At 38.7% G+C, this 23,583-nt stretch carries 19 protein-coding genes and 1 tRNA gene; 15 read left to right on the top strand and 5 right to left on the bottom strand.

What is annotated here, in order from left to right:
* The first annotated feature begins 236 nt into the window (after positions 1 to 236).
* From rpoB to NOV28_RS06585, 3 genes are all read left to right on the top strand, one after another.
* On the top strand, positions 237 to 4,064 hold the full coding sequence (rpoB, locus tag NOV28_RS06595; RefSeq protein ID WP_255928890.1) for a DNA-directed RNA polymerase subunit beta: 3,828 nt from the start codon (positions 237 to 239) through the stop codon (positions 4,062 to 4,064).
* Between the two features lie 102 nt (positions 4,065 to 4,166).
* Positions 4,167 to 8,432 carry a DNA-directed RNA polymerase subunit beta' gene (gene rpoC / locus NOV28_RS06590; protein ID WP_255928888.1) on the top strand — a complete coding sequence of 1,422 codons (4,266 nt, stop codon included), beginning with the start codon at positions 4,167 to 4,169 and terminating at the stop codon, positions 8,430 to 8,432.
* 111 nt (positions 8,433 to 8,543) lie between these two features.
* Complete coding sequence (locus NOV28_RS06585) at positions 8,544 to 8,849, top strand: DUF3467 domain-containing protein (RefSeq protein WP_255928886.1); 306 nt, start codon at positions 8,544 to 8,546, stop codon at positions 8,847 to 8,849.
* A 73-nt stretch (positions 8,850 to 8,922) separates the two neighbouring features.
* Here NOV28_RS06585 and ribB read toward each other — a convergent pair whose 3' ends face one another.
* Positions 8,923 to 10,044: a 3,4-dihydroxy-2-butanone-4-phosphate synthase gene (gene ribB / locus NOV28_RS06580; RefSeq protein WP_255928884.1), complete on the bottom strand. Its 1,122-nt coding sequence runs from the start codon at positions 10,042 to 10,044 to the stop codon at positions 8,923 to 8,925.
* Between the two features lie 246 nt (positions 10,045 to 10,290).
* Entirely contained in the window at positions 10,291 to 11,289 is a 999-nt protein-coding gene (locus NOV28_RS06575; protein WP_255928882.1) for an LLM class flavin-dependent oxidoreductase, read from the bottom strand.
* Between the two features lie 149 nt (positions 11,290 to 11,438).
* Here NOV28_RS06575 and NOV28_RS06570 point away from each other — a divergent pair, with 149 nt between their 5' ends.
* The 9 genes from NOV28_RS06570 (at position 11,439) to NOV28_RS06530 (ending at position 18,359) form a co-directional block, all read left to right on the top strand.
* Positions 11,439 to 12,815, top strand: coding sequence for a DUF4403 family protein (locus NOV28_RS06570; protein WP_255928880.1), 1,377 nt, complete (start codon positions 11,439 to 11,441; stop codon positions 12,813 to 12,815).
* Positions 12,816 to 12,875: 60 nt separating this feature from the next.
* A tRNA-Cys gene (locus NOV28_RS06565) sits at positions 12,876 to 12,949 on the top strand.
* 137 nt (positions 12,950 to 13,086) lie between these two features.
* Positions 13,087 to 13,668 carry a YMGG-like glycine zipper-containing protein gene (locus NOV28_RS06560; RefSeq protein WP_255928878.1) on the top strand — a complete coding sequence of 194 codons (582 nt, stop codon included), beginning with the start codon at positions 13,087 to 13,089 and terminating at the stop codon, positions 13,666 to 13,668.
* 470 nt (positions 13,669 to 14,138) lie between these two features.
* A complete protein-coding gene (gene aroC / locus NOV28_RS06555) occupies positions 14,139 to 15,200 on the top strand; it encodes a chorismate synthase (protein WP_255928876.1) in 1,062 nt (353 codons plus the stop codon).
* Positions 15,201 to 15,240: 40 nt separating this feature from the next.
* Complete coding sequence (locus NOV28_RS06550) at positions 15,241 to 15,801, top strand: thioredoxin family protein (protein WP_255928874.1); 561 nt, start codon at positions 15,241 to 15,243, stop codon at positions 15,799 to 15,801.
* 1 nt (position 15,802) lies between these two features.
* A complete protein-coding gene (locus NOV28_RS06545) occupies positions 15,803 to 16,354 on the top strand; it encodes a TlpA family protein disulfide reductase (RefSeq protein ID WP_255928872.1) in 552 nt (183 codons plus the stop codon).
* 74 nt (positions 16,355 to 16,428) lie between these two features.
* Entirely contained in the window at positions 16,429 to 16,770 is a 342-nt protein-coding gene (locus tag NOV28_RS06540; RefSeq protein WP_255928870.1) for a DUF1232 domain-containing protein, read from the top strand.
* Between the two features lie 114 nt (positions 16,771 to 16,884).
* Positions 16,885 to 17,790, top strand: a complete 906-nt coding sequence (gene miaA, locus NOV28_RS06535; protein ID WP_255928868.1) for a tRNA (adenosine(37)-N6)-dimethylallyltransferase MiaA — start codon at positions 16,885 to 16,887, stop codon at positions 17,788 to 17,790.
* Positions 17,791 to 17,801: 11 nt separating this feature from the next.
* Positions 17,802 to 18,359 carry a thioredoxin family protein gene (locus tag NOV28_RS06530; RefSeq protein ID WP_255928866.1) on the top strand — a complete coding sequence of 186 codons (558 nt, stop codon included), beginning with the start codon at positions 17,802 to 17,804 and terminating at the stop codon, positions 18,357 to 18,359.
* 45 nt (positions 18,360 to 18,404) lie between these two features.
* Here NOV28_RS06530 and NOV28_RS06525 read toward each other — a convergent pair whose 3' ends face one another.
* Positions 18,405 to 19,043, bottom strand: a complete 639-nt coding sequence (locus NOV28_RS06525) for an MBL fold metallo-hydrolase (protein WP_255928864.1) — start codon at positions 19,041 to 19,043, stop codon at positions 18,405 to 18,407.
* A gap of 96 nt (positions 19,044 to 19,139) precedes the next feature.
* Here NOV28_RS06525 and NOV28_RS06520 point away from each other — a divergent pair, with 96 nt between their 5' ends.
* Positions 19,140 to 20,351, top strand: a complete 1,212-nt coding sequence (locus NOV28_RS06520; RefSeq protein WP_380265545.1) for a type IX secretion system plug protein — start codon at positions 19,140 to 19,142, stop codon at positions 20,349 to 20,351.
* A gap of 1 nt (position 20,352) precedes the next feature.
* Here NOV28_RS06520 and hemH read toward each other — a convergent pair whose 3' ends face one another.
* Positions 20,353 to 21,381: a ferrochelatase gene (gene hemH / locus NOV28_RS06515; RefSeq protein ID WP_255928860.1), complete on the bottom strand. Its 1,029-nt coding sequence runs from the start codon at positions 21,379 to 21,381 to the stop codon at positions 20,353 to 20,355.
* Positions 21,382 to 21,464: 83 nt separating this feature from the next.
* Positions 21,465 to 22,343, bottom strand: a complete 879-nt coding sequence (locus tag NOV28_RS06510) for a NifU family protein (protein ID WP_255928858.1) — start codon at positions 22,341 to 22,343, stop codon at positions 21,465 to 21,467.
* Between the two features lie 153 nt (positions 22,344 to 22,496).
* On the opposite strand from NOV28_RS06510, the gene NOV28_RS06505 reads away from it, so the two are divergent.
* Together NOV28_RS06505 and NOV28_RS06500 are read left to right on the top strand one after the other, a co-directional pair.
* Entirely contained in the window at positions 22,497 to 23,036 is a 540-nt protein-coding gene (locus NOV28_RS06505) for a gamma carbonic anhydrase family protein (RefSeq protein ID WP_255928856.1), read from the top strand.
* Positions 23,037 to 23,269: 233 nt separating this feature from the next.
* Positions 23,270 to 23,551, top strand: a complete 282-nt coding sequence (locus tag NOV28_RS06500) for a hypothetical protein (RefSeq protein ID WP_255928854.1) — start codon at positions 23,270 to 23,272, stop codon at positions 23,549 to 23,551.
* Positions 23,552 to 23,583: the final 32 nt, after the last annotated feature.

Genomic DNA, 23,583 nt, shown 5'->3' with positions numbered 1-23,583 from the left:
AAAGCGGCTTTTCTCTATTTATAGATTTCACTATTGCTTAGCGTTGAAAGATCAAAAAGTATTTTGCACTACTCCGTGAAAAGATATACCGGCGTTGCAGTTAGAATAAGCCCATTTTTGATAAGAGCCAAGTCTATTTGTTAGCGCCTATCTTCTTGTTTCTCTTACTCTTAAAAGGTTTTTTCTGATATTTTTTAAACAAAATATTTTTTAACCCCTCATTCTTTAAAATTTTTATGAGTAAATCTAAAGCAGTCGCTAAAACTCAGGGAAACGAAAGAATCAATTTCTCCGCAGCAAAAGGAAAAATTGAAACTCCTGACTTTTTGGACATTCAGATCCAATCTTTCAAAGATTTTTTCCAGTTGGATACCCTTCCGGAGCAAAGAGTAAATGAAACTCTTTACAAAACCTTTGAAGAAAATTTCCCAATTACCGATTCCAGAAACCAGTTCGTACTGGAGTTTTTGGATTATTTGGTTGATTCACCGCGCTACTCGATCGACGAGTGTGTGGAAAGAGGACTGACCTATTCAGTTCCTTTGAAAGCCAGACTGAAATTGTATTGTACTGACCCTGAACACGAAGATTTTCAGACCGTTGTACAAGACGTTTATTTAGGTCCGGTTCCTTACATGACACCTTCTGGTTCATTTATCATTAATGGTGCAGAGCGTGTTATCGTAACTCAGTTACACCGTTCTCCGGGGGTGTTTTTTGGTCAAACTTACCACGCCAACGGAACTAAATTGTATTATTCCAGAATTATCCCTTTCAAAGGATCTTGGATGGAATTTACAACCGACATCAATAACGTAATGTACGCTTACATCGACCGTAAGAAAAAATTACCGTTAACGACTTTGTTGAGAGCAATCGGATTCGAATCCGATAAAGATATCCTTCAGATTTTTGACCTTGCGGAAGAAGTGAAAGTTTCTAAAGCAGCATTGAAAAAAGTAGAAGGAAGAACTTTGGCTGCGAGAGTTTTGAACACTTGGTTCGAAGATTTCGTGGACGAAGATACAGGTGAAGTAGTTTCCATTGAAAGAAACGAAATCATCTTGGATAGAGAAACTGTTCTTGAAAAAGAACATTTAGACCTTATTTTGGATGCAGGTGTGAAATCTATTTTGATTCACAAAGAAAATTCTAACGAATTCTCTATCATTCAAAATACTTTACAAAAAGACCCTACCAACTCCGAAAAAGAAGCGGTAGAATATATTTATCGTCAGTTGCGTAACGCAGATCCACCAGATGAGGAAACTGCAAGAGGAATTATCGAAAAATTATTCTTCTCTGAGCAACGTTACTCTTTAGGTGAAGTTGGTCGTTACAGATTGAACAAAAAACTAGGATTAAATATTCCTGAAAAAACTGAAGTTTTAACCAAAGAAGACATCATTTCGATCGTAAGACACCTTATCGAATTGGTAAACTCTAAAGCTGAAGTTGATGATATCGATCACTTATCCAACAGAAGAATTAAAACTGTTGGTGAGCAATTGGCTGGTCAGTTTGGTGTAGGTCTTTCTAGAATTGCAAGAACAATTCGTGAGAGAATGAACGTTAGAGATAATGAAATCTTTACTCCTATTGATCTTGTTAATGCGAAGACTTTAACATCAGTTATTAACTCATTCTTTGGTACCAACCAGCTTTCTCAGTTCATGGACCAAACCAATCCACTATCAGAAATCACGCACAAGCGTCGTCTTTCTGCTCTAGGACCTGGTGGTTTATCAAGAGAAAGAGCAGGTTTCGAGGTACGTGACGTTCACCATACTCACTATGGAAGAATCTGTCCGATCGAAACTCCTGAAGGACCAAACATTGGTTTGATCTCTTCATTAGGGATCTACGCAAAAATCAACAACTTAGGTTTCATCGAAACTCCTTACCGTAAAGTAAACAACGGAAAAGTAGATTTGAAAACTCCTGCAATCTTCTTAAATGCTGAAGATGAAGAAGATAAAGTAATTGCACAAGCGAACGTGGAGATGAACGATGACGGTACTATTTCTACCGACAGAGTTATTGCCCGTCTTGATGGAGATTATCCGGTAGTTGAACCACAACAAGTTGACTTGATCGATGTAGCACCAAACCAGATTTCTGGTATTTCCGCTTCATTAATTCCATTCTTGGAGCATGATGATGCGAACCGTGCATTGATGGGATCCAACATGATGCGTCAAGCAGTTCCTTTGTTGAAGCCACAAGCTCCAATCGTAGGTACAGGCTTGGAACAACAAGTTGCTAAAGACTCCAGAATTTTAATTAATGCTGAAGGAAACGGTACTGTAGAGTATGTAGATGCTGATAAAATCACCATTAAATACGAAAGAAGCGAAGACGATGATTTAGTATCATTCGAATCTGCTACTAAAACATATAAACTTACCAAGTTTAGAAAAACCAACCAAAGTACAACCATCACTTTGAGACCAAACGTAAGAGTAGGTGACAAAGTTCAGAAAGGTCAGGTACTTTGCGACGGTTATGCAACTGAAAACGGAGAGTTGGCATTGGGTAGAAACCTTGTGGTAGCCTTCATGCCTTGGAAAGGATATAACTTTGAGGATGCAATCGTAATCAACGAGAAAGTGGTTCGTGAGGACTGGTTTACTTCTATCCACGTGGATGAATATTCGTTGGAAGTTCGTGATACCAAATTAGGTATGGAAGAATTGACCGCTGATATTCCTAACGTTTCTGAAGAAGCTACAAAAGATCTCGATGAAAACGGTATGATCCGTATTGGAGCTGATGTGAAACCTGGAGATATCATGATTGGTAAAATCACTCCAAAAGGTGAATCTGATCCAACTCCGGAAGAAAAACTATTGAGAGCAATCTTCGGTGACAAAGCCGGTGATGTAAAAGATGCTTCATTAAAAGCAGATTCTTCTTTAAGAGGTGTTGTAATCGACAAGAAATTGTTCTCAAGAAACATCAAGGACAAAAAGAAAAGAACTGAAGAGAAACTGAAACTTGAAGAAATCGAAAATACCTACAAAGCGAAATTCGATGAATTAAGAAACACCCTTCTTGAAAAACTTGGAACTCTTGTTAACGGCAAAACTTCTCAGGGGGTGAAAAACGACCTTGATGAAGAAATCATCGGAAAAGGAGTGAAGTTTACGACTAAATTGCTTCAAAGTGTTGAAGATTATGTAAACGTAAGCGGAGCTGACTGGACTGTTGATGCAGATAAGAACGATTTGATCAAGCAGTTGATCCACAACTACAAAATCAAATTTAATGACATTCAAGGAGTTAAAAACCGTGAGAAATTTGCAATTTCAATCGGAGATGAACTTCCTGCAGGAATCATCAAATTAGCGAAAGTTTATATCGCTAAAAAACGTAAGTTGAATGTTGGTGATAAAATGGCGGGTCGTCACGGTAACAAAGGTATCGTTTCGAGAATCGTTCGTGAAGAAGATATGCCGTTCCTAGAAGATGGAACTCCTGTTGACATCGTATTGAACCCACTTGGGGTACCTTCACGTATGAACATCGGGCAGATCTACGAAACTGTTCTTGGATGGGCTGGTCAGAAATTAGGATTGAAATTCGCAACGCCAATCTTCGATGGTGCCAATATCGATCAGATTACTGAATACACCAACCAAGCAGGTCTTCCAGAATTTGGTTCTACTTATCTTTATGATGGTGGTACCGGAGATAGATTCTCTCAACCGGCTACTGTAGGGGTAATTTATATGCTGAAATTGGGTCACATGGTTGATGACAAAATGCACGCACGTTCTATCGGACCTTATTCATTGATTACGCAACAGCCTTTAGGTGGTAAAGCGCAGTTTGGTGGACAAAGATTCGGTGAGATGGAGGTTTGGGCATTGGAAGCATTTGGTGCATCCAACATCCTTAGAGAAATCCTTACCGTGAAATCGGATGACGTGATTGGTAGAGCAAAAACTTATGAAGCGATTGCAAAAGGAGAAGCAATGCCTGAACCAGGTATTCCTGAATCTTTCAACGTATTACTTCATGAGCTGCAAGGTCTTGGCCTTGATATAAGATTGGAGGAGTAAATTAAAAGTTTAATTATTAAAAAATTAAATCATTAATTAACTCCAAGAAGACAAGAATGAAAGTAAGCTTTCAATCTTTTAATCTTTTAATCAAAATAAAAAATGTCAAATAAAAATAAAACAAGTAATTTCAGTAAAATTACGATCGGTCTTGCCTCTCCTGAATCTATTCTACAGGATTCAAGAGGTGAAGTTTTAAAACCGGAAACCATTAACTACCGTACCCATAAACCGGAAAGAGACGGCTTGTTCTGCGAGAAAATCTTCGGTCCTGTGAAGGATTACGAATGTGCTTGTGGTAAATACAAAAGAATCCGATACAAAGGAATCGTTTGCGACCGTTGTGGGGTAGAAGTTACCGAGAAAAAAGTTCGTAGAGAAAGAATCGGTCACATCGGATTGGTAGTTCCTGTAGCTCATATCTGGTATTTCCGTTCTTTGCCGAACAAAATCGGTTATCTTTTAGGTTTACCTTCCAAGAAATTGGATATGATTATCTACTACGAAAGATATGTTGTAATCCAGCCAGGTATTGCCAAAAAAGCTGATGGTTCCGATTTCGAAGACAAAGAATTTTTAACAGAAGAAGAATATCTTGATATTTTAGATACGCTTCCTGCGGAAAACCAATATCTTGATGATTCTGACCCGAATAAATTTGTTGCCAAAATGGGAGCAGAAGCGGTGGAAGAATTATTGAAAAGAATCGACTTAGATACTCTATCTTTCGATTTGCGTCACAAAGCGCACAACGAATCTTCTAAACAAAGAAGAACTGAAGCATTAAAAAGATTAAATGTTGTTGAAGCCATCCGTGGTGCAAACACCAGAATGATCAATAAGCCAGAATGGATGATTATGCGTGTTCTTCCTGTAATTCCACCAGAACTAAGACCATTGGTTCCGTTGGATGGAGGTAGATTCGCAACTTCAGATTTGAATGACCTTTACCGAAGAGTAATCATCAGAAACAATCGTTTGAAGAGACTTTTAGAGATCAAAGCTCCAGAAGTAATCCTTCGAAACGAGAAGCGTATGCTTCAGGAATCTGTGGATTCATTATTCGATAACACCAGAAAATCTTCTGCAGTAAAATCAGAATCAAACAGACCATTGAAATCGCTTTCAGATTCATTGAAAGGAAAACAAGGTCGTTTCCGTCAAAACTTATTGGGTAAAAGGGTAGATTACTCTGCACGTTCGGTAATTGTTGTAGGTCCAAACCTTCAACTTCACGAATGTGGGATCCCGAAAGATATGGCAGCTGAACTTTACAAACCGTTCATCATCAGAAAACTGATTGAAAGAGGTATCGTAAAAACCGTAAAATCTGCTAAAAGAATCATCGACAGAAAGGAACCTGTTGTTTATGATATCCTCGAAAACGTGATGAAAGGTCATCCGGTTCTTCTGAACAGGGCACCTACCCTTCACAGATTGGGTATCCAGGCGTTCCAGCCAAAAATGATCGAAGGTAAAGCCATTCAGTTGCACCCATTGGTTACAACGGCATTCAACGCGGATTTTGATGGTGACCAGATGGCGGTACACTTACCTTTAGGTCCGGAAGCTATTTTGGAAGCGCAACTATTGATGTTGGGTTCTCAAAACATCTTGAACCCTGCAAACGGTTCGCCGATTACCGTACCTTCTCAGGATATGGTTTTGGGTCTATATTTTATGACCAAACAGCTTGATTCTACAGAAACCATGAAAGTGAAAGGTGAAGGTTTAGCTTTCTATTCACCGGAAGAAGTGGAAATTGCTTATGCAGAAGGACAAGTTTCTTTAAATGCTAAAGTAAGATGTAGATTGCCAATCAAAGAAGATGGTGTAATCACTACAAAACTGACTGAAACTACAGTTGGAAGAATTCTATTCAACCAAATTGTACCAAAACAATCAGGATATATCAATGAACTTTTAACAAAAAAATCATTGAGAAACGTTATTGGTAGAGTTTTAGCAGATACCGATTTCCCAACTACTGTGAAATTCCTTGATGATATGAAGAACTTAGGTTATTCTAATGCATTCAAAGGAGGTTTATCATTTAGTTTAGGAGATATCGTGATTCCTGCTGAAAAGAAAACCATGATCGCGGAAGCGGTTGCTAATGTTGATGAAATTAAGGCCAACTATAACATGGGTCTTATCACCGATACGGAACGTTATAACCAAGTAATTGACGTTTGGACCAATACCAACGCAGGATTAACAGAAATGATCATGAGCAGAATGAAAACCGACCAAGGTGGGTTCAACTCTGTGTATATGATGCTAGATTCTGGGGCGAGGGGTTCCAAAGAACAGATCCGTCAGCTTTCCGGTATGCGTGGTTTGATGGCTAAACCGCAAAAAGCTGGTTCTACCGGTGCGGAAATCATCGAAAACCCGATTGTTGCGAACTTTAAGGAAGGTCTTTCCATCCTCGAGTACTTTATCTCCACTCACGGTGCGCGTAAAGGTCTTGCGGATACCGCTCTTAAAACTGCCGATGCTGGTTACTTGACCAGAAGATTGGTGGACGTTGCTCAGGACGTTATCATCACTGAAAACGACTGTGGAACTTTAAGAGGAACAGAAATTACTCCATTAAAGAAAAACGACGAAATCGTAGAAAAACTTTCTGAAAGAATTTTGGGTAGAGTTTCTCTTCACAATATTTACGATCCTGAAACCGATGAAATTATCGCTTATGCTGATGATTTGATTAATGAAGCTTTGGCAAAGAAAATCGAAGCGGCAGGTATCGAAGCAGTAGAAGTTCGTTCACCTTTAACTTGTGAAACCAAGAAAGGAATCTGTGCGAAATGCTACGGTAGAAACTTGGCAACAGGTAAGCCAATCCACATGGGAGAGGCAGTAGGAGTTATCGCAGCACAGTCCATCGGGGAACCGGGAACTCAGTTGACATTGAGAACCTTCCACCAAGGGGGTACTGCAGGAAACATCTCAGAAAATCCAGCAATTGTTGCACGTCGCGACGGTATCGTGGAAATGGATGAGGTGAGAACGGTAACTTCTGAAAACGAAGAAGGCGTAAAAGCTGAAATTTTAGTTTCTCGTTCAACCGAATTCCGTTTGGTAGCTGATAACGCAGCAAGAACACCATTGATGATTGCCAACGTACCTTATGGTTCCGAATTATTGGTAAAACCTGGTGATAAAGTGAAAAAAGGAGATACCATTGCGAAATGGGATCCATATAACGCGGTAATCATTGCAGAATCTGCCGGTAAAGTAGAATACGAAGACATCATTCAAGGGATTTCATTCCAATTAGAGATTGATGAGCAGACAGGTTTCGAAGAGAAAGTAATCTCTGAATCTAGAAACAAAAAAGCGGTACCTACCTTGAAAGTAGTAGATGCAAAAGGCGTAGAACAAAAAGCGTATAACCTTCCGGTTGGTGCCCACCTTATGGTAAATGACGGGGAAAAAATTAAGGCTGGTAAAGTCTTAATCAAAATCCCAAGAAAATCTGCGAAAGCAGGGGATATCACAGGAGGTCTTCCACGTGTTACCGAACTTTTCGAAGCAAGAAATCCATCGAACCCGGCTGTAGTAACCGAAATCGACGGGGTAGTTTCTTACGGAAAAATCAAGCGTGGTAACCGTGAATTGATCGTGGAAGCCAAAACTGGAGAAATCTCCAAATATTTGGTGAAACTTTCTAACCAGATCCTTGTTCAGGAAAATGACTTCGTTACTGCAGGCGCACCGCTTTCAGACGGATCCATCACTCCGGACGATATCTTGAAAATCAAAGGACCAACTGCCGTTCAGGAATATTTGGTAAATGAAATTCAGGAAGTTTACCGTCTTCAAGGGGTGAAAATCGATGATAAACACTTCGAAATTATCGTTAGACAGATGATGACCAAAGTCAACATCGTGGATGGTGGTGATACCCAATTCCTTGAAGGTGCTTTAGAGCATAAATTCGATTTCTTGGAAGAAAACAACCGTGTATTCGGATTGAAAGTAGTAACCGACGCTGGTGATTCGAAAGCATTCAAACCAGGGCAAATGATTACTGCAAGAGAACTAAGAGACGAAAACTCTAAACTGAAACGTGAAGATTTAGAATTGGTACAAGTGCGTGAAGCATTACCTGCAACGGCAACTCCAGTATTACAGGGGATCACCAGAGCAGCGCTACAAACCAAATCATTCATGTCTGCAGCATCGTTCCAGGAAACTACAAAAGTTCTCAACGAGGCAGCAGTATCAGGAAAAGTAGATTACCTAACTGGTCTGAAAGAAAACGTAATTGTAGGACACAGAATTCCAGCAGGTACCGGTCTTAAAGATTATCAAAGTGTAATCGTAGGGTCTAAAAAAGAATTTGAAGACTTAAACTAAATAAGATATTAGACAACAGACAACAGATTTCAGATATTTAACCTCTGAAGTCTGCTGTCTAAAGTCTGAAATCTATTATCTAAAAACTATAATTTAAAATATTTAACAAAAATGGACAACAACCAAAACAACGATCCAAACAACATCAACATCAACCTGAACGAGATGATCGCAGCAGGTGTTTACTGTAACCTAGCTTTAGTAAATCATTCGCCTTCTGAATTCGTGGTAGATTTCATCCAATTGATGCCGGGAGTACAGCAAGCAAACGTACGTTCAAGAGTAATCTTGGCTCCTTTGCACGCAAAAAGAGTACTTACTGCATTGCAACAAAACGTTGCTAACTATGAGCAACAATTTGGCGAAATCAAAGAAGTAGAGCCTTTCGTAGTAGGACAGAACAACGTACAGGCATAAGCCCAAACGTTTTCCAAAATAGAAATCCCGGTTCAGTGATGAGCCGGGATTTTTTTATTTAAAATTAAATTTTCTACAATTGCACCATTTCCGTTACTTCTACATCGTAGCCGCCGACCAATGGTTTTTGGTTGACGTTTTGGGTGATGACGCGGAATTTGGTGATGCCGAGATTTTTCAGAATCTGTGTTCCGATTCCGTAATCGTGGAAGTTGGAGGCCAATGTTGGTCTTTTCACTTCGCCATCTTGGAAATCGATGAACTGCTGCAGTTTTCTCAAAGTATTTTCAGCACTCGATACGTTGTTGATGAAGATGATTGCGCCTTTTCCTTCGTCATTAATCATCGTGGTGATTTTTTCCAACAAAGGTTTTTCGCCTGCGGTAAGCCTGTTCAGCACATCGAAATAAGAATTGGAAGCTTGTACCCGCACCAAAACTGGTTCGTTTACTACCCAAGTTCCTTTGGTTAAAGCAAAGTGAATTTGGTCGGTACTGGTTTCCTTGAAAGCAAAGAAATCGTAGTCGCCATAGAAAGTTTTCACTTTCCGCTCTTCAATTCGCTCGATCAAATCGCCTTTTTTCAGTTGATAATGAATAAGATCTTCGATGGAAACGATTTTCAGATCATGTTTTTTTGCCAGTTCTACCAATTGAGGAAGACGAGCCATGGATCCATCTTCGTTCATGATTTCGCAAATCACACCACCTTCTTTCAGCCCTGCGAGTTTGGTTAAATCGATTGCAGCTTCGGTGTGGCCGGCTCTTTTCAGTACGCCGCCTTTTTTCGCTCTTAACGGGAAAATATGACCTGGCCTCATAAAATCGGTAGGTTTGGTTTTTTCGTCCATTAATGCTAAAATAGTTTTGCTACGGTCGCTTGCTGAGATTCCTGTAGAAACGCCTTCTCCCAAAAGGTCCACAGAAACGGTGAACGCAGTTTCTTTCGGGTCGCTGCTTCGGGTGACCATGATGTCAAGGCCTAGTTCGTCGCATCTTTTTTCGGGAAGTGGGGTACAAATAAGTCCTCTTCCGTAGAGGGTCATGAAGTTGATGATTTCTGGGGTGGTCAATTCCGCTGCGGATAAGAAATCGCCCTCGTTTTCGCGGTTTTCGTCATCTACAACGATGATTATTTTTCCGTTTTTAAGGTCTTCTATCGCTTCCGGAATGGTGTTGAGTTGAATATCTGACATTTTACTTTTTTAGATGGGGCAAAGATACTGAGTTTTAAGAAAGTGGCAAGGATAAATTGGACATGGATTCTAAAAAGACTCCCGCCGATTTTATAGATTAATATTGGAATCAATCTGCAATATCAGCACAATCAGGGAGAAATATTTATAGGTTAAGAAAACTCTCGCAGATTTTACAGATTGAGCAAATTAAAATTGGAATCGATCCGCTATATCAGCTGAATCCGCGAGAGATTTTTATGAGTTTTAGAACATTCCGTCGACTACGTTTTTGATGATTTCGTAAGATTTCAAACGCGCCTCTTCATCAAAGATGTGGGAAGTAATCATCAATTCATCCACCTGAAAAGCTTCCTGAAAACTACTCAATTTGGAGGTAAGCGTTTCCGGATCTCCGATAAAACTGTAATGCAACATTTTCAAAACATGGGCTTTTTCCATCGGGTTCCATACATCATCGATATCGTCGACCGGAGGTGAATAGGGCTTTCTATCGTTTCTAATGATGTTGAGGAATGCTTGATAAAGCGTGGTTGCCAATTTTTTCGCTTCTTCGTTGGTTTCGGCAGCAATTCCGTTCACACAAGCGATGGTATAAGGTTCCGGGAATTTTTCGCTTGGTTTATAATTTTCTTTATAAATATTAAACGCGTGAACCATCATATCGGGTGCAAAATGTCCGGCGAACGCATAAGGCAAGCCCATTTCCGCAGCCAACCAAGCGCTGTCGGTACTCGATCCTAATACATAAATCGGGATGTCGCAGCCTTCTCCGGGAATGGCTCTTACTAAACTGGTAGCATTTTCTACCGAGAAATATTGTTGCAATTCCTGAATTTGTCGGGGAAACTGTTCGTTGATGATCATCGGATTTCTGCCTAAAGCTTTCGCCGTTAAACCATCCGTTCCGGGTGCTCTTCCAACACCGAGATCAATTCTTCCGGGAAATAAACTTTCCAAAGTTCCGAATTGTTCTGCAATTACGAGCGAACTGTGGTTGGGAAGCATCACACCGCCGGATCCTACCCGAATTTTTTCGGTTCCATTGGCGATAAAGCCGATCAATACTGAGGTTGCGGAACTTGCGATACTCGCCATATTGTGGTGTTCAGCGAGCCAAAATCTTTTGTAACCGAGTTTTTCGGTATGTTTTGCTAATGCTAAACTCTCTTGGAAGGCGTCGTGGATGGTTTTATTTTGTTTTACCGGAGCTAAATCCAGGACCGATAATTCGAATCTTTTCATTGTAGTTGTTCTTTTAATTAAAGCTTTACAAAAATACATTCTTTCCTAAAGCTATCGGCAGTGAAGCGATATTTTAAACAAATTATAAAGATATTTTAAAACTATCTAACCATTTTTATTGAAATTTGCGTTTCATAGAAAATAAAAAAATGCAGAGACTTCTTATCGCGATTTTCCTGGTTTTAGGTTTAAATATATTTTCGCAAACCACATCGGTAAGCGCTTCTCCGTCCTATTTTAATTTCCCGAAGATCAAATCTTCGATCACAATGCCGGTGAAAATTCCGCTTTCCGAGATTGCCAATATCATCAATGCTTCGGTGAAAGATTTAATTTTTGAAGATAATTCCTACACCGATAACAACAATGATCAGTTTAAAGTAAAAGTTTGGAAAACCCGCGCTATAAGATTGGTTGGCGGAACTCAGCAGAATCTTTTAATTGAAGTTCCTTTGAAAATTTGGGCCGAAAAAGGCATCGGAACTTTCGGGGTTTATACGTATCAGGAGACGACTTTCGAAACGGTGATGTATTTTAATATGAAGCTGACCTTTAATAATAATTGGAAAATGACGACCAAAACCTCGCCGATGGGTTTCAAATGGGTGAAAAAACCGGTTTTGGATTTCGGGAAAATTAAGGTTCCGATTACTTCTTTGGTGGAGCAAAGTTTAAAAACACAACAAGCCGATTTCTGCAAAACCATCGATGAAATGATGCTTTCTCAAATGAATTTCCAGCAATATGCGGTGATGGCATGGAACCAATTTGCTCAGCCTTTCCATGTTTCGGAGGAATACAATACCTGGCTGAAAATTACGCCCGTGAGTGTGAATGTTTCGCCGCTTGTTTTTTATGGCAATCAAATCGAAGCCAATATCGGAATTGATACTTTTTCGGAAACTTTTACAGGACAAAAACCTGCGGCAACGCCTTTAATTAAATCTATTGCGAATTTTAATTCTGTTCAAACTTTGCCCCAGAAATTTTTATTGCAAACCACCGCCAATATTCCATTTACAGAAGCGACGAGAATTGCGGAACAATTGTTTTTAGAGAAAGAATTTGATTTCCGAGAAGGAAAATCTAAAATAAAAATCAATTCCGTGAAAGTGTATGGTCAGGACGAAAGAGTGATGATTGAAGCAGCGACGGAAGGTACGGTAGAAGGGATTTCCTATATTTCTGGAGTTCCTGTTTATGATGAAACCCTTCGGAAAATTGTTTTAAAAGACACGAAATTCAAGTTGAAGACAAAAAACATCCTTCAGAAAACCGCCACATTGCTTTTCCAAGGGAAAATTGTAAGAATGATTGAGCAAGAATACGGAATCCCGACCGCAGAGCTGGAAGATTCATCTAAAAAAAGTATTGAAGAAACATTTAATAAAGAATATTATAAAGGGCTAAAAATGGAAGGTAAAGTGTTCAAAGTCAAGCCGACGCAGATTTTGCTTCATCAAAATGGCATCACCGCAGTAGTTGATACCGAAGCGCAATTGAAACTCCGAATTCAAGGAATGTAGGTGTTTTTCTCAATTTGTTTTTTTACTTTTTAAAAAAATACTATATTTGCAAACCAAAATGGTTCTTTGGCCGAGTGGCTAGGCAGTGGTCTGCAACACCATCTACAGCGGTTCGAATCCGCTAGGAACCTCCAACAAAGCAAGTCTCTGAATTTCAGAAACTTGCTTTTGTTTTTTAATACTATTTATTATTTTTAACTTTTCTTTAACACTGGTTTGGTTTCGTTTTTGGCATATCTGGATTATAAAATTTAAAGTTATGAAAGCAATAATGAATACAATAGCACAAAATAAATCATCATTTGGTTTTAAAAATATAGTTGCCGCAGGTTTTGCATCAGTTTTAATGCTTACTGCTTGTACGAAAGACAATACCGTTGCGGAAAAATCTTTGGAACAACAGAAAATGGAGTTTCAAACCCGACAATTGGAAATTGAAAAACAAAAATTAGCCATTGAAAAAGAAAAAATGGCTTATGAAACTCAGAAAAAAGCCGACAGTATCGCGGAATCTAATAAAGCTAAAGCACAAGCTGCTGCAGCTAGACCTCAGGTAATCCGTGAAACCAAAACAGTTTATGTGAATAATACACCAAGATCTTCAAGTTCAGGTTCAAGCTCAAGTTCTAATTCTGAAACTTACGCCGGAACAACACAAGGAACCACCCAAAAACAAGGGATGAGTAAGGCTGCGAAAGGAACCATTATTGGTACCGTAGGTGGAGCTGCAGCTGGTGCGATCATCAGTAAAAAGAATCGTGCTGCAGGAGCCGTAATTGGTGGTATCGTAGGTGGAGCAACAGGTTATACCATTGGTAGAGCCGGCGACAGAAAAGACGGAAGAGTACAATAATCGGGCTTTCCCGAACGATATATAGAAAAAAGAATCCTCCTCAATACTCAAATTGGGGAGGGTTTTTATTTTGAAATATCTTTTAATGAGTAGAAATAAATTATGATCATATCTCTTTCAATCCTCGGAATTATATTGATGCTACACATTTTATTTTTGACCATTGTTTTTCGGTTTGTTTTTGAGAGTTGTGGAGTTTATATCGTTTTTTTGTATGATGCTTTTTCAGGTGTTTTTCAAAGCAAAATTCGTTAAGAATTTCCCCTATTTTTTTCAGGAGATATTGGCGTTTTTCATAAATGAAAAGCGAAACCTTGAAAGAAGGCTTCATTTGGAGAGAAATTAATGAAGAAGAAAAAACACAGCCTCAAAAAAATTTGGCTAATTTTCCGCCGGAATATTACTATTGAAAACATCAAACTTTGCCTTTCTGTATCGGCTATTTCACAACTTTTGATTAAATTTGTATCATGTTCAATTTAGGAAATTTTCTTACCCTTTCTACCTTTGGGGAAAGCCACGGAATCGCTTATGGCGGAATTATCAACAATTTTCCGGCTGGTTTGGAGGTGGATTTAGATGCGGTTCAGCATCAACTCGATCGTAGAAAACCCGGTCAGTCGGCCATTGTTACCCAAAGAAAAGAAAGCGACACCGTGAAGTTTCTTTCGGGGATTTTTGAAGGGAAAACCACTGGAACTCCCATCGGATTTACTATTGAAAATGAAAATCAAAAATCAAAAGATTACGATCATATTTCTCAGGCATATCGGCCGAGTCATGCTGATTTTACCTACGATCAGAAATTCGGAATCCGAGATTATCGCGGTGGGGGAAAATCGTCTGCCCGAGAAACAGTAAACTGGGTGGTAGCAGGAAGTTTGGCAAAACAACTTCTTCCTGAAAATGTGGAAATCAATGCATACGTTTCTTCTGTAGGTGAAATTTTTTGCGAAAAACCTTATCAAGATTTAGATTTTTCTAAGACCGATTCCAACGATGTACGTTGTCCGGATGCAGAAACTGCTGAAAAAATGATTGCTAGAATTAAAGAAATCAAAAAAGAAGGCAATACGATTGGCGGAACGATTACTTGTGTGATTAAAAATCTTCCGGTTGGAATTGGCGAACCGGTTTTCGGGAAATTGCAAGCTGAATTGGCGAAAGCGATGATGAACATTAATGCGGCGAAAGGTTTTGAATACGGAAGCGGTTTTTGTGGTGCAAAAATGACAGGCAAAGATCACAATGACTTATTCAACCAAGATTTTTCAACCAAAACGAATCTTTCGGGAGGAATTCAAGGAGGAATTTCCAACGGAATGGATGTGTATTTTCGCGTGGCTTTTAAACCGATTGCGACCATTTTGAGACCTCAGGAAAGTGTCGATAAAGACGGAAATTCTGTCACGGTTGAAGGAAAAGGAAGACACGATCCTTGCGTTTTACCAAGAGCAGTTCCTATTGTGGAAAACTTGGCTGCTTTTGTTCTGGCGGACCTGTTTTTGATTAATCGTTTGCGAAGAATTTAACTTCAAAAACAAAAATTTTAACCCATTTTATTTAAAGAATATGGAAAAATATTGGGAAAATGCGATCTCTTTTGATGCATATATGGAAGTGGCAAAACAACGCGCAGAAAACCCTGCGGAAAACGATAACTACACCGATTATTACGAACTCGGTTTGCAAAGAATGGAGCGAACGCTGAAGACTTTCAAAGTAAATCCTGAAATGCTTGAAAACTTGAAGTCGAAAAATTTCGATGGAAAAGTTTTGATTATTTCTGAACCTTGGTGTGGCGACGCAAGTGCGACCGTACCTGCGGTTTCTCAGTTTTTTGCAGCGGCAGGAATTGAGGTGAAAATCTTTTTGAGAGATTCTGATCCTTCCTTAATCGATCAATTTTTGACCAATGGAACCCAATCGATTCCTAAAATTTTATTGTTGAATTCAGATTTCACGGTGAAAAATGTGTGGGGACCGCGCCCGAAATACGGTACAGAACTGCTCAAAAAGTTCAAAGAAAATGAGGAAACGTATCCTCGCGAAGAATTTTATAATGATTTGCAGGTGTATTATGCGAAAAACCGTGGTGCCGATGCGATCGAAGAAATTATTAATTTAGTTTAAGATGAAATTTATAAAACAAAACCTTTTTTATATCATTGCGACTGCAATTATTGCGGTGCTTTATCTTTTTCCTTCGGTAAAACTGAAGATTAAAGACCTATTGTTTCCGGTTGCGGCAATTGAAAATGCGATTACTTTGCAGGATTCGGATATGGATATTCAATTGAAAGGAATCAATGTTGCAAGTACAAACTTGAAAAATCTCAAAGGAAATAAACTGATTTTCCTTAATTTCTGGGGGACTTGGTGTCCACCGTGCAGAGAAGAATGGCCAACCATTCAAAAGCTTTATGAAACCAAGAAAGATAAGGTAGATTTCGTACTGATTGCGATGCAGGATGAGGAAGAAGCGGTGGTGAAATTCATGAAAGAAAATAATTATACCGTTCCTGTTTACATTGCTCAAAGCCCGATTTCAAATAATGTGTTGCCAAAAGTTTTCCCAACGACTTTTTTACTCGATAAAAATGGAAGAATCCTTTTGAAAGAAGATGCTTCAAAGGATTGGAATAGCAAATCGGTGCACGGATTTATCGATAATGTAACGAAGTGATATTTTAACAGAAATTACGAAATTGTGGTATAGAATTTGGAAAATAAATAGCGTTTTAAAAAATCAAACACAAAATGAAATTATCAAAAATTGCTCTTGCTAAAGAAGCATTCAAACACAAAGGGTTCATCAAAAAAATTCCTGTAATCATCCGAATGATCAAATCGGTGATGTCAAAGGGCGGTTACAAACCCGAATACAAAAACGTTATCCTTCCAGGATTGGTATTTGTTTACCTGATTTCTCCTTTGGATATTTTGCCTGATTGGATTCCGGTGATTGGAGTTTTAGACGATTTGGCGCTTTTGGCTCTTGCGATTCCGATGTTGGTTTCTGAGGCTGAAAAATTTGTCGCTTGGGAAGCCAGTTCAACGATGAACAATAATAAAATTGCAGAAGCAGAAATTATCAGTTAATCATGATAAAGTTATCAAAAGCCACTTAGGAAACTGAGTGGCTTTTTTTTGTTAAAGTTTTTTGATTTTCGAGTCAGTTCTTTTTATTCAAAAAAAATCAGGAAATTTGCGTCAATGAAAAAACTTATTTCCATCGTAGGAACCACCGGAATTGGCAAAACCAAACTCACGATCGAATTGGCAAAACATTTCGGTACCGAAATCGTTTCCTGTGATTCTCGGCAGTTTTTCAGAGAGATGAAAATTGGAACTGCAATGCCTTCAGAAGAAGAACTGGTACAAGTTCCGCATCATTTTATTGGCAATCTTTCGGTGGAAGATTACTATTCTATCGGGCAATTTGAACGAGAAGCCATTGCAAAAATTGAAGAATTATTTACTCAAAATGAAGTGGTGATTATGGTTGGTGGAAGCATGATGTATGAAAAGGCCGTTATTCAAGGTCTGAACGATTTGCCGGAAGCGGATGAAGAAAACCAGAAAAAACTGGAACAAATTTTCAGTGAAGAAGGGATTGAAAGTGTACAAAAAATCCTCGAAGAATTAGATCCAGAATATTTTAATATTGTCGATAAAGATAATCCCAGAAGGCTTTTCCGTGCGATTGATGTGGTTTGGCAAACCGGAAAAACATATACCGAAAATATTTCTGTTCAACTCAAACAACGGGATTTTGAAGTGATTCGCATCGGGATTTCGGCTCCCCGAGAAACAATTTATGATAGAATCAATCAACGTGTCGATGTCATGTTGGAAAATGGTTTGGTCGATGAAGCGCTTTCGCTGATTGATTTCCGAAAATATGTTGCGTTACAAACCGTAGGATATTCCGAGCTTTTCCGATATTTTGATGGAGAATGGAGTTTAGATTTCGCGGTGGAAGAAATCAAGAAAAATTCCCGAAGATTTGCCAAACGCCAACTAACTTGGTACCGCAAAGAAACCAACATCCATTGGGTGAATTTCGAAAATTCAGTGCAAGAATCCTTATCTTTGCTCAACACATTAAACATCAACTAAAAATATTTATAATGGCAAATACTCCTTCCAATATGATCGAACTGGGCACGAAAGCTCCGTTTTTTGAACTTCCGAATCCTTCGCAATCCAATGAATTACAAACTTTGGATGAACTGAAAGGCGAAAAAGGAACCCTTGTGATTTTCATGTGCAACCATTGTCCATTTGTTTTGCATGTGATTGATAAACTCGCGGAATTGTACGAAGATTATCAGGAAAAAGGCATCGAATTTATTGCTATCAACGCGAATGATTCAGAGAAATATCCAGCGGATTCACCATCGAAAATGGCAGAATTTCAAGTGGAAAGAAAATTTGAGTTTCCTTATCTTTTTGATGAAAGTCAAGCGATTGCAAAAGCTTACGATGCAGCTTGCACGCCCGATTTCTTTTTCTTTGATGAAAAATTAGATTTGGTTTATCGCGGACAAATGGACGATTCTAGGCCTGGAAATCAAAAAGAAATTACCGGTGAAGATTTGATTATCGCCTTCGAAAATCTACTTGCCGGCGAACCACAAGAAGAGATGCAAAGACCAAGCATGGGTTGCGGAATCAAGTGGAAATAAATCTCAGAACATCAATAAAAAAACGCATTTTCAAATGCGTTTTTTTTATTTAAAGAAAGGATTGTAAGTTTTCTCAAAGCCAATCATAGTCGGATTTCCGTGGCCACTGTACACTTTGGTTTCGTCGTCCAATACAAATAATTTGGTTTGGATGCTTTCGATCAATTGCTCGTGATTTCCTTTGTAAAGATCGGTTCTTCCGATGCTTCCTTCGAACAAAACATCACCTGAAATCATCAGTTTATCGGTTTCTGAATAAAAGGCGATGCTTCCCGGCGAATGTCCCGGAACGTGTAGGATTTTTAAGATATCTTCGTCTAATTTTAGATTTTCATTCTCTTTAATGAATTGAATTTCACCTTCAAAAGGTTTGAAGAAAAAACCAAAACGGTTCGCATCCATCGGGTTTCGGTCGAGAATTTCCTTTTCAATTTCGTGCAGCAATACCGAAACTTGATATTTATTGTACATTTCTTGCAATCCCAAAACGTGATCAATATGCGCATGAGTAAGCAAAATATTCTGAATTTTCAAACCCTGATCTTCAATAAATTGTTTTAAAACAGCGGTTTCTGCATCGCTGAAATTTCCTGGATCGATGAGGTATGCGTTTTTATTTTCATTAAAAACAACATAAGTATTTTCCGAAAAAGGATTGAAAGCAAAGGATTTTATATGAAGCATAAATGAGTTTTTTGAAAGTTCAAAAATAAGGTTTTGCCGAAGAATCTGCACTTCTATTAACAACAAATCACTGTATTTTTCGTTATCTTCGTAATGATGAAATTTTTACCCTTTGTTCTTTTGATGATGTTTTGCTCGGTTTTTGGGCAAGATATTCGCGGTATTCAATTGTTTAATCCGCAAACCAACGACGAAAGTCCCATAATTGGTTTTAATGAACAGTTGATTTTAAAATTTGACGACCTTTCCAACGGAAGCAATATTTACCGATATACCCTCAAACATTACGACCGAAATTGGCAGGAAGACGGATTGTTCTTCACCGAATATGCCAATGGTAGCCTCAATGCACTGATCGATCAGTTTGAGTATTCTTTCAATACCAATCAGGCTTACACGCATTATACTTTAGTATTTCCGAATGATAAAATTCAACCAAAAATCAGCGGGAATTTCGAAATTGTAGTGTATAAAGATTCCCAAAGCAACCCGCTTTTTACCAAAAGATTCTGTGTGGTAGAAAACGGAGCTTCGTTGGGTTTGTCGATCAGCCGCATCACAGATTCCCGAAATCCAAACATCAACCAACGGGTAGAAGTGCAGGTTGTAGGCAAGGATCAGGCGTTGATGCAGAACGTCAATTCGGTCACTCTGAACGTGATGCAGAACAACAATCCGAACACGACCATTGCAAACCTAAAACCGAGTTCGGTAATCGGCAACAAATTCCTTTTCCAGCAGATGAATCTGACCTTTCCGGGGAATAATGAGTATTATTACTTCGATAATAAGAATATCAACCATGCGTTCGATATGGTCGCAGGAGCCGAAACAATCGAAGGGGTGAATCACACTTATCTGCATCCCGTTTGGGCCTTTCCTCTTAATTATCAATATCAGCCGGATGTGAATGGCGCCTATTATTTCCGTAGAAACGATTTTGGAATTGAGCGCGTTGTTGATAAAGAAGGCGATTATTCTTGGGTGTATTTTGCACTCGATTCCGAAAAAACCGATAAAGAAATTTATGTTTTAGGCGGATTTAATGATTATCTGGCCAGCAAAGAAAACCAAATGTTCTATGACGAAAATGCCAAGAAATACATTGCAAAGATTTACCTGAAACAAGGCTTTTATAACTATATACTGGCTACAAAGCGAGAAGATGGCGGACTAGATTTCGGAGAGATCAATGGCAGTTTCTGGCAAACCGAGAACCTTTATCAAGCTTTGCTCTACTACAGACCTTTCGGGAGAAATTACGATGGACTCATCGGCTATGGCGAATTCCGAACTCCGGTAAGGTAATTTAAACCAAATAAAATTCATTCAATTTTTCTTCGCAAAGCGTTTTCACCACATCAATCCAGCGGTCTTCATCATTCAAACAAGGAATGTAATGGAATTGCTCGCCACCTGCATGTAGGAATTCTTCTTTACCCTCCACCGAAATTTCTTCTAATGTTTCAAGGCAATCGGAAACGAAAGCCGGGCAAACGATAGCAAGGTTTTTCACTCCTTTTTTAGGTAAATTTTCTAAAGTTTCGTCGGTGTAAGGTTCCATCCATTTATCTTTTCCTAATCTGGATTGGAAAGAAATAACCGTTTTTTCCTTTGGAATGTTGAGTTTTTCAATGACCAATTCAGTGGTTTTAAAACATTGATGTCGGTAGCAAAACTGGTGACTCGGATTATTTTCTCTTTGGCAACAATCGTTTAGATTACAGGTTTTCGTGGGATCGGTTTTGTAAATATGCCGTTCCGGAACGCCGTGATAAGAAAACTGTAACGCATCGAAACTTTCCGGCAGTTTCTCGCGGATGCTTTCCGCCAGACAATCAATATATATTTCGCGGTTGTAAAAGGGCTGAACGTAATTAATTTTAACGTTCGGGAAGAATTTTTTGCGTACTTCTTCAGCTTTATCGATCACGGTTTCTGTTGTGCTCATTGCATATTGCGGATAAAGCGGAAACAAAACAATTTCGGTAACGCCTTGCTCCGTTAGTTTTCTGATTCCGTTTTCAATGCTTGGTTCAGCGTAACGCATTCCGATTTCTACCGGAACATCCACCAACTTTTGCAGTTTCTGTTGAATTTTTTGGGTGATGACAATTAAAGGTGAACCTTCGTCAGTCCACACGGTTTTGTAGGCTGCAGCGGACTTTGGTGGTCGAGTATTCAGGATGATTCCCTGTACCAGCAACGAACGGAAAAACCAACGGTAATCGATGACTTTTTCATCCATCAAGAATTCATCGAGGTAGGCTTTGACGTCTTTAACATCAGTAGATTTCGGTGACCCGAGATTGACGAGTAAGATTCCTTTTTTTGACAAAATATTTATTTTTTTATTTGAATAAAACCACAAAAGTTGAACTATAAAAAGATTCAATTCAGTCTTTTGTGGTTTAATGCATCTTATCCATTTACTGCTTCCACATTTTCCACCAATTCCGGGAGAAACTGTTTCAATACGTTTTCGATACCGCCTTTCAAAGTAGCTGTTGAACTTGGGCATCCTGAGCATGCTCCTTGTAACAACATTTTTGCGGTTTTGGTTTCTGAAACGTATTCGATTAAAGATATTTTTCCACCATCGCCTTCTACAGCAGGAGCGACATATTCATTCAGAATATCGGATATTTTCTGTTCGTTTTCGGTATAATCTCTGTTGATGATGTTCTCTACAGGACTTTCGTGTTTCTGAGGTTCAAGGTTAGAAATTTCGCCACCATTTTGAAGGTAATCGGCTACAAAAGCGCGTACCGCCACCATCACTTCATGCCATTCCACCGAAACATTTTTGGTGACTGCTACGAAATTATCGGAGATAAAAACTTCTTTAGCGAAATCGAATTCATTGAAAATTGCTTCTGCCAAAGGAACTCCTGCAGCTTCTTCGCGGGATTTTACTTCCACAAAGCCATCGAGCAACAATTTATTTGAAACGAATTTCATTACCATCGGATTCGGCGTCATTTCCGCATAAATCTGGTACATTTCTCTTTTTTTCTGAAGGTAAATTCTCGGGTTGGCGAGCAATTCATCTTCGATGACATTTTTTAAACTTTCCGAAACGAATTCCCATTCCACGGTATCTTGTTTTGCAACCGCAATAAAGTTGGCAGTGATGAAGATTCTCTCCACAAAAGGATAGTTGAAAAGTTCCTGCGCCAAAGGAATTTCAGAGATGTCTGAATCTCTGTCGAGCTCCAATGATCCTGGGATCAGGTTGTAGTCGGCTACAAACTTCAGTACTTTTGGGTTTTCGGTAGGTTCTATAAGGATTTGTCTCATTTTATTTCATTAAATTTGAATGGCAAAAATACGGATAAGATCTCAGAAATCGGGCATTAGATTTTAGACATTATCAATCATCAGTATTTTGGAATAATGATTCCTGCGGAATGTAAACCGCATTTCAATTTTAATGAATAATTCAATACTAATATGGCTTTAATTAAAGAACTTCTCGGCAAAACTCCACAAATCGGAGAAAATACTTTTCTGGCAGAAACCGCAACCATCATCGGCGATGTAACGATGGGGAAAGACTGCAGCATTTGGTACAATGCGGTAATCCGCGGCGATGTGCATTTCATCAAAATGGGAGACAAAGTGAATGTGCAAGATAATGCAATGCTGCACTGCACTTACGAGAAATATCCACTCGTTATCGGCAATAGTGTTTCTATTGGTCATAACGCGATCGTTCACGGCTGCACTTTGCATGATAATGTATTGATCGGAATGGGCTCCATTGTGATGGACGATTGTGTAGTAGAAAGCAATTCGATTGTTGGCGCAGGAAGTGTGGTTACCCAAGGAACTCACATCAAGTCGGGGGAAGTTTGGGGAGGTATTCCTGCAAAGAAAATTAAAGATATTTCTGCCGAATTATTGGAAGGTGAAGTGGAGCGAATTGCTAATAATTATGTGAAATATTCTTCGTGGTACAAGGGAGATTTTGAGGCTGAAAAATCAGTATAATGGATGATTTCTTTTTTTCTGCAATCTTATTTTTAATATTTATCGGGATTCCACTGGGATTTCTTTGGTTTCTCTATTTTATTGGAACCAAATTTCAATCGAGGAAAACGGGAATTTGGCTTGCTTCGATTATGGCTACAGTCTATCTTCTAATAATATTATTTTTAAAATTTGAGGATCAGTTTTTCTTTAAATCTGATGCCGAAAAAATTTTAAAACAAAACGAAATTGTATTGAAAGATGATTTTGAAATTACAAAACATGAAACTTCGGCTGCGATTGGAGATTATTATGAAAATTTTACGCTTAAAATTTCAGAAAACGACAAGAAAGCTCTTTTTTCAGAATTTAAGCTTAAAGCATCAGATACATTGAAAAACAGAAATTTTATCTATTCTGAAAATGAATTTGGTTTTACTAAAGAACGGAAAAATGTTCCTCCAGGTGACCGTGAATTAATCTTTATTCCAAAAACAAAAGAAAAAATTTTAGAATACCAACTTATTGACGAATAAACGAATCCACAATTAAAAAATGGTGCAATATT

The sequence above is a fragment of the Kaistella montana genome (assembly GCF_024436175.1).
Classification (GTDB): Bacteria; Bacteroidota; Bacteroidia; order Flavobacteriales; family Weeksellaceae; genus Kaistella; species Kaistella montana.
Note: the sequence above shows the minus strand (reverse complement) of the source record. Positions and strands in the feature narration are given on the sequence as shown.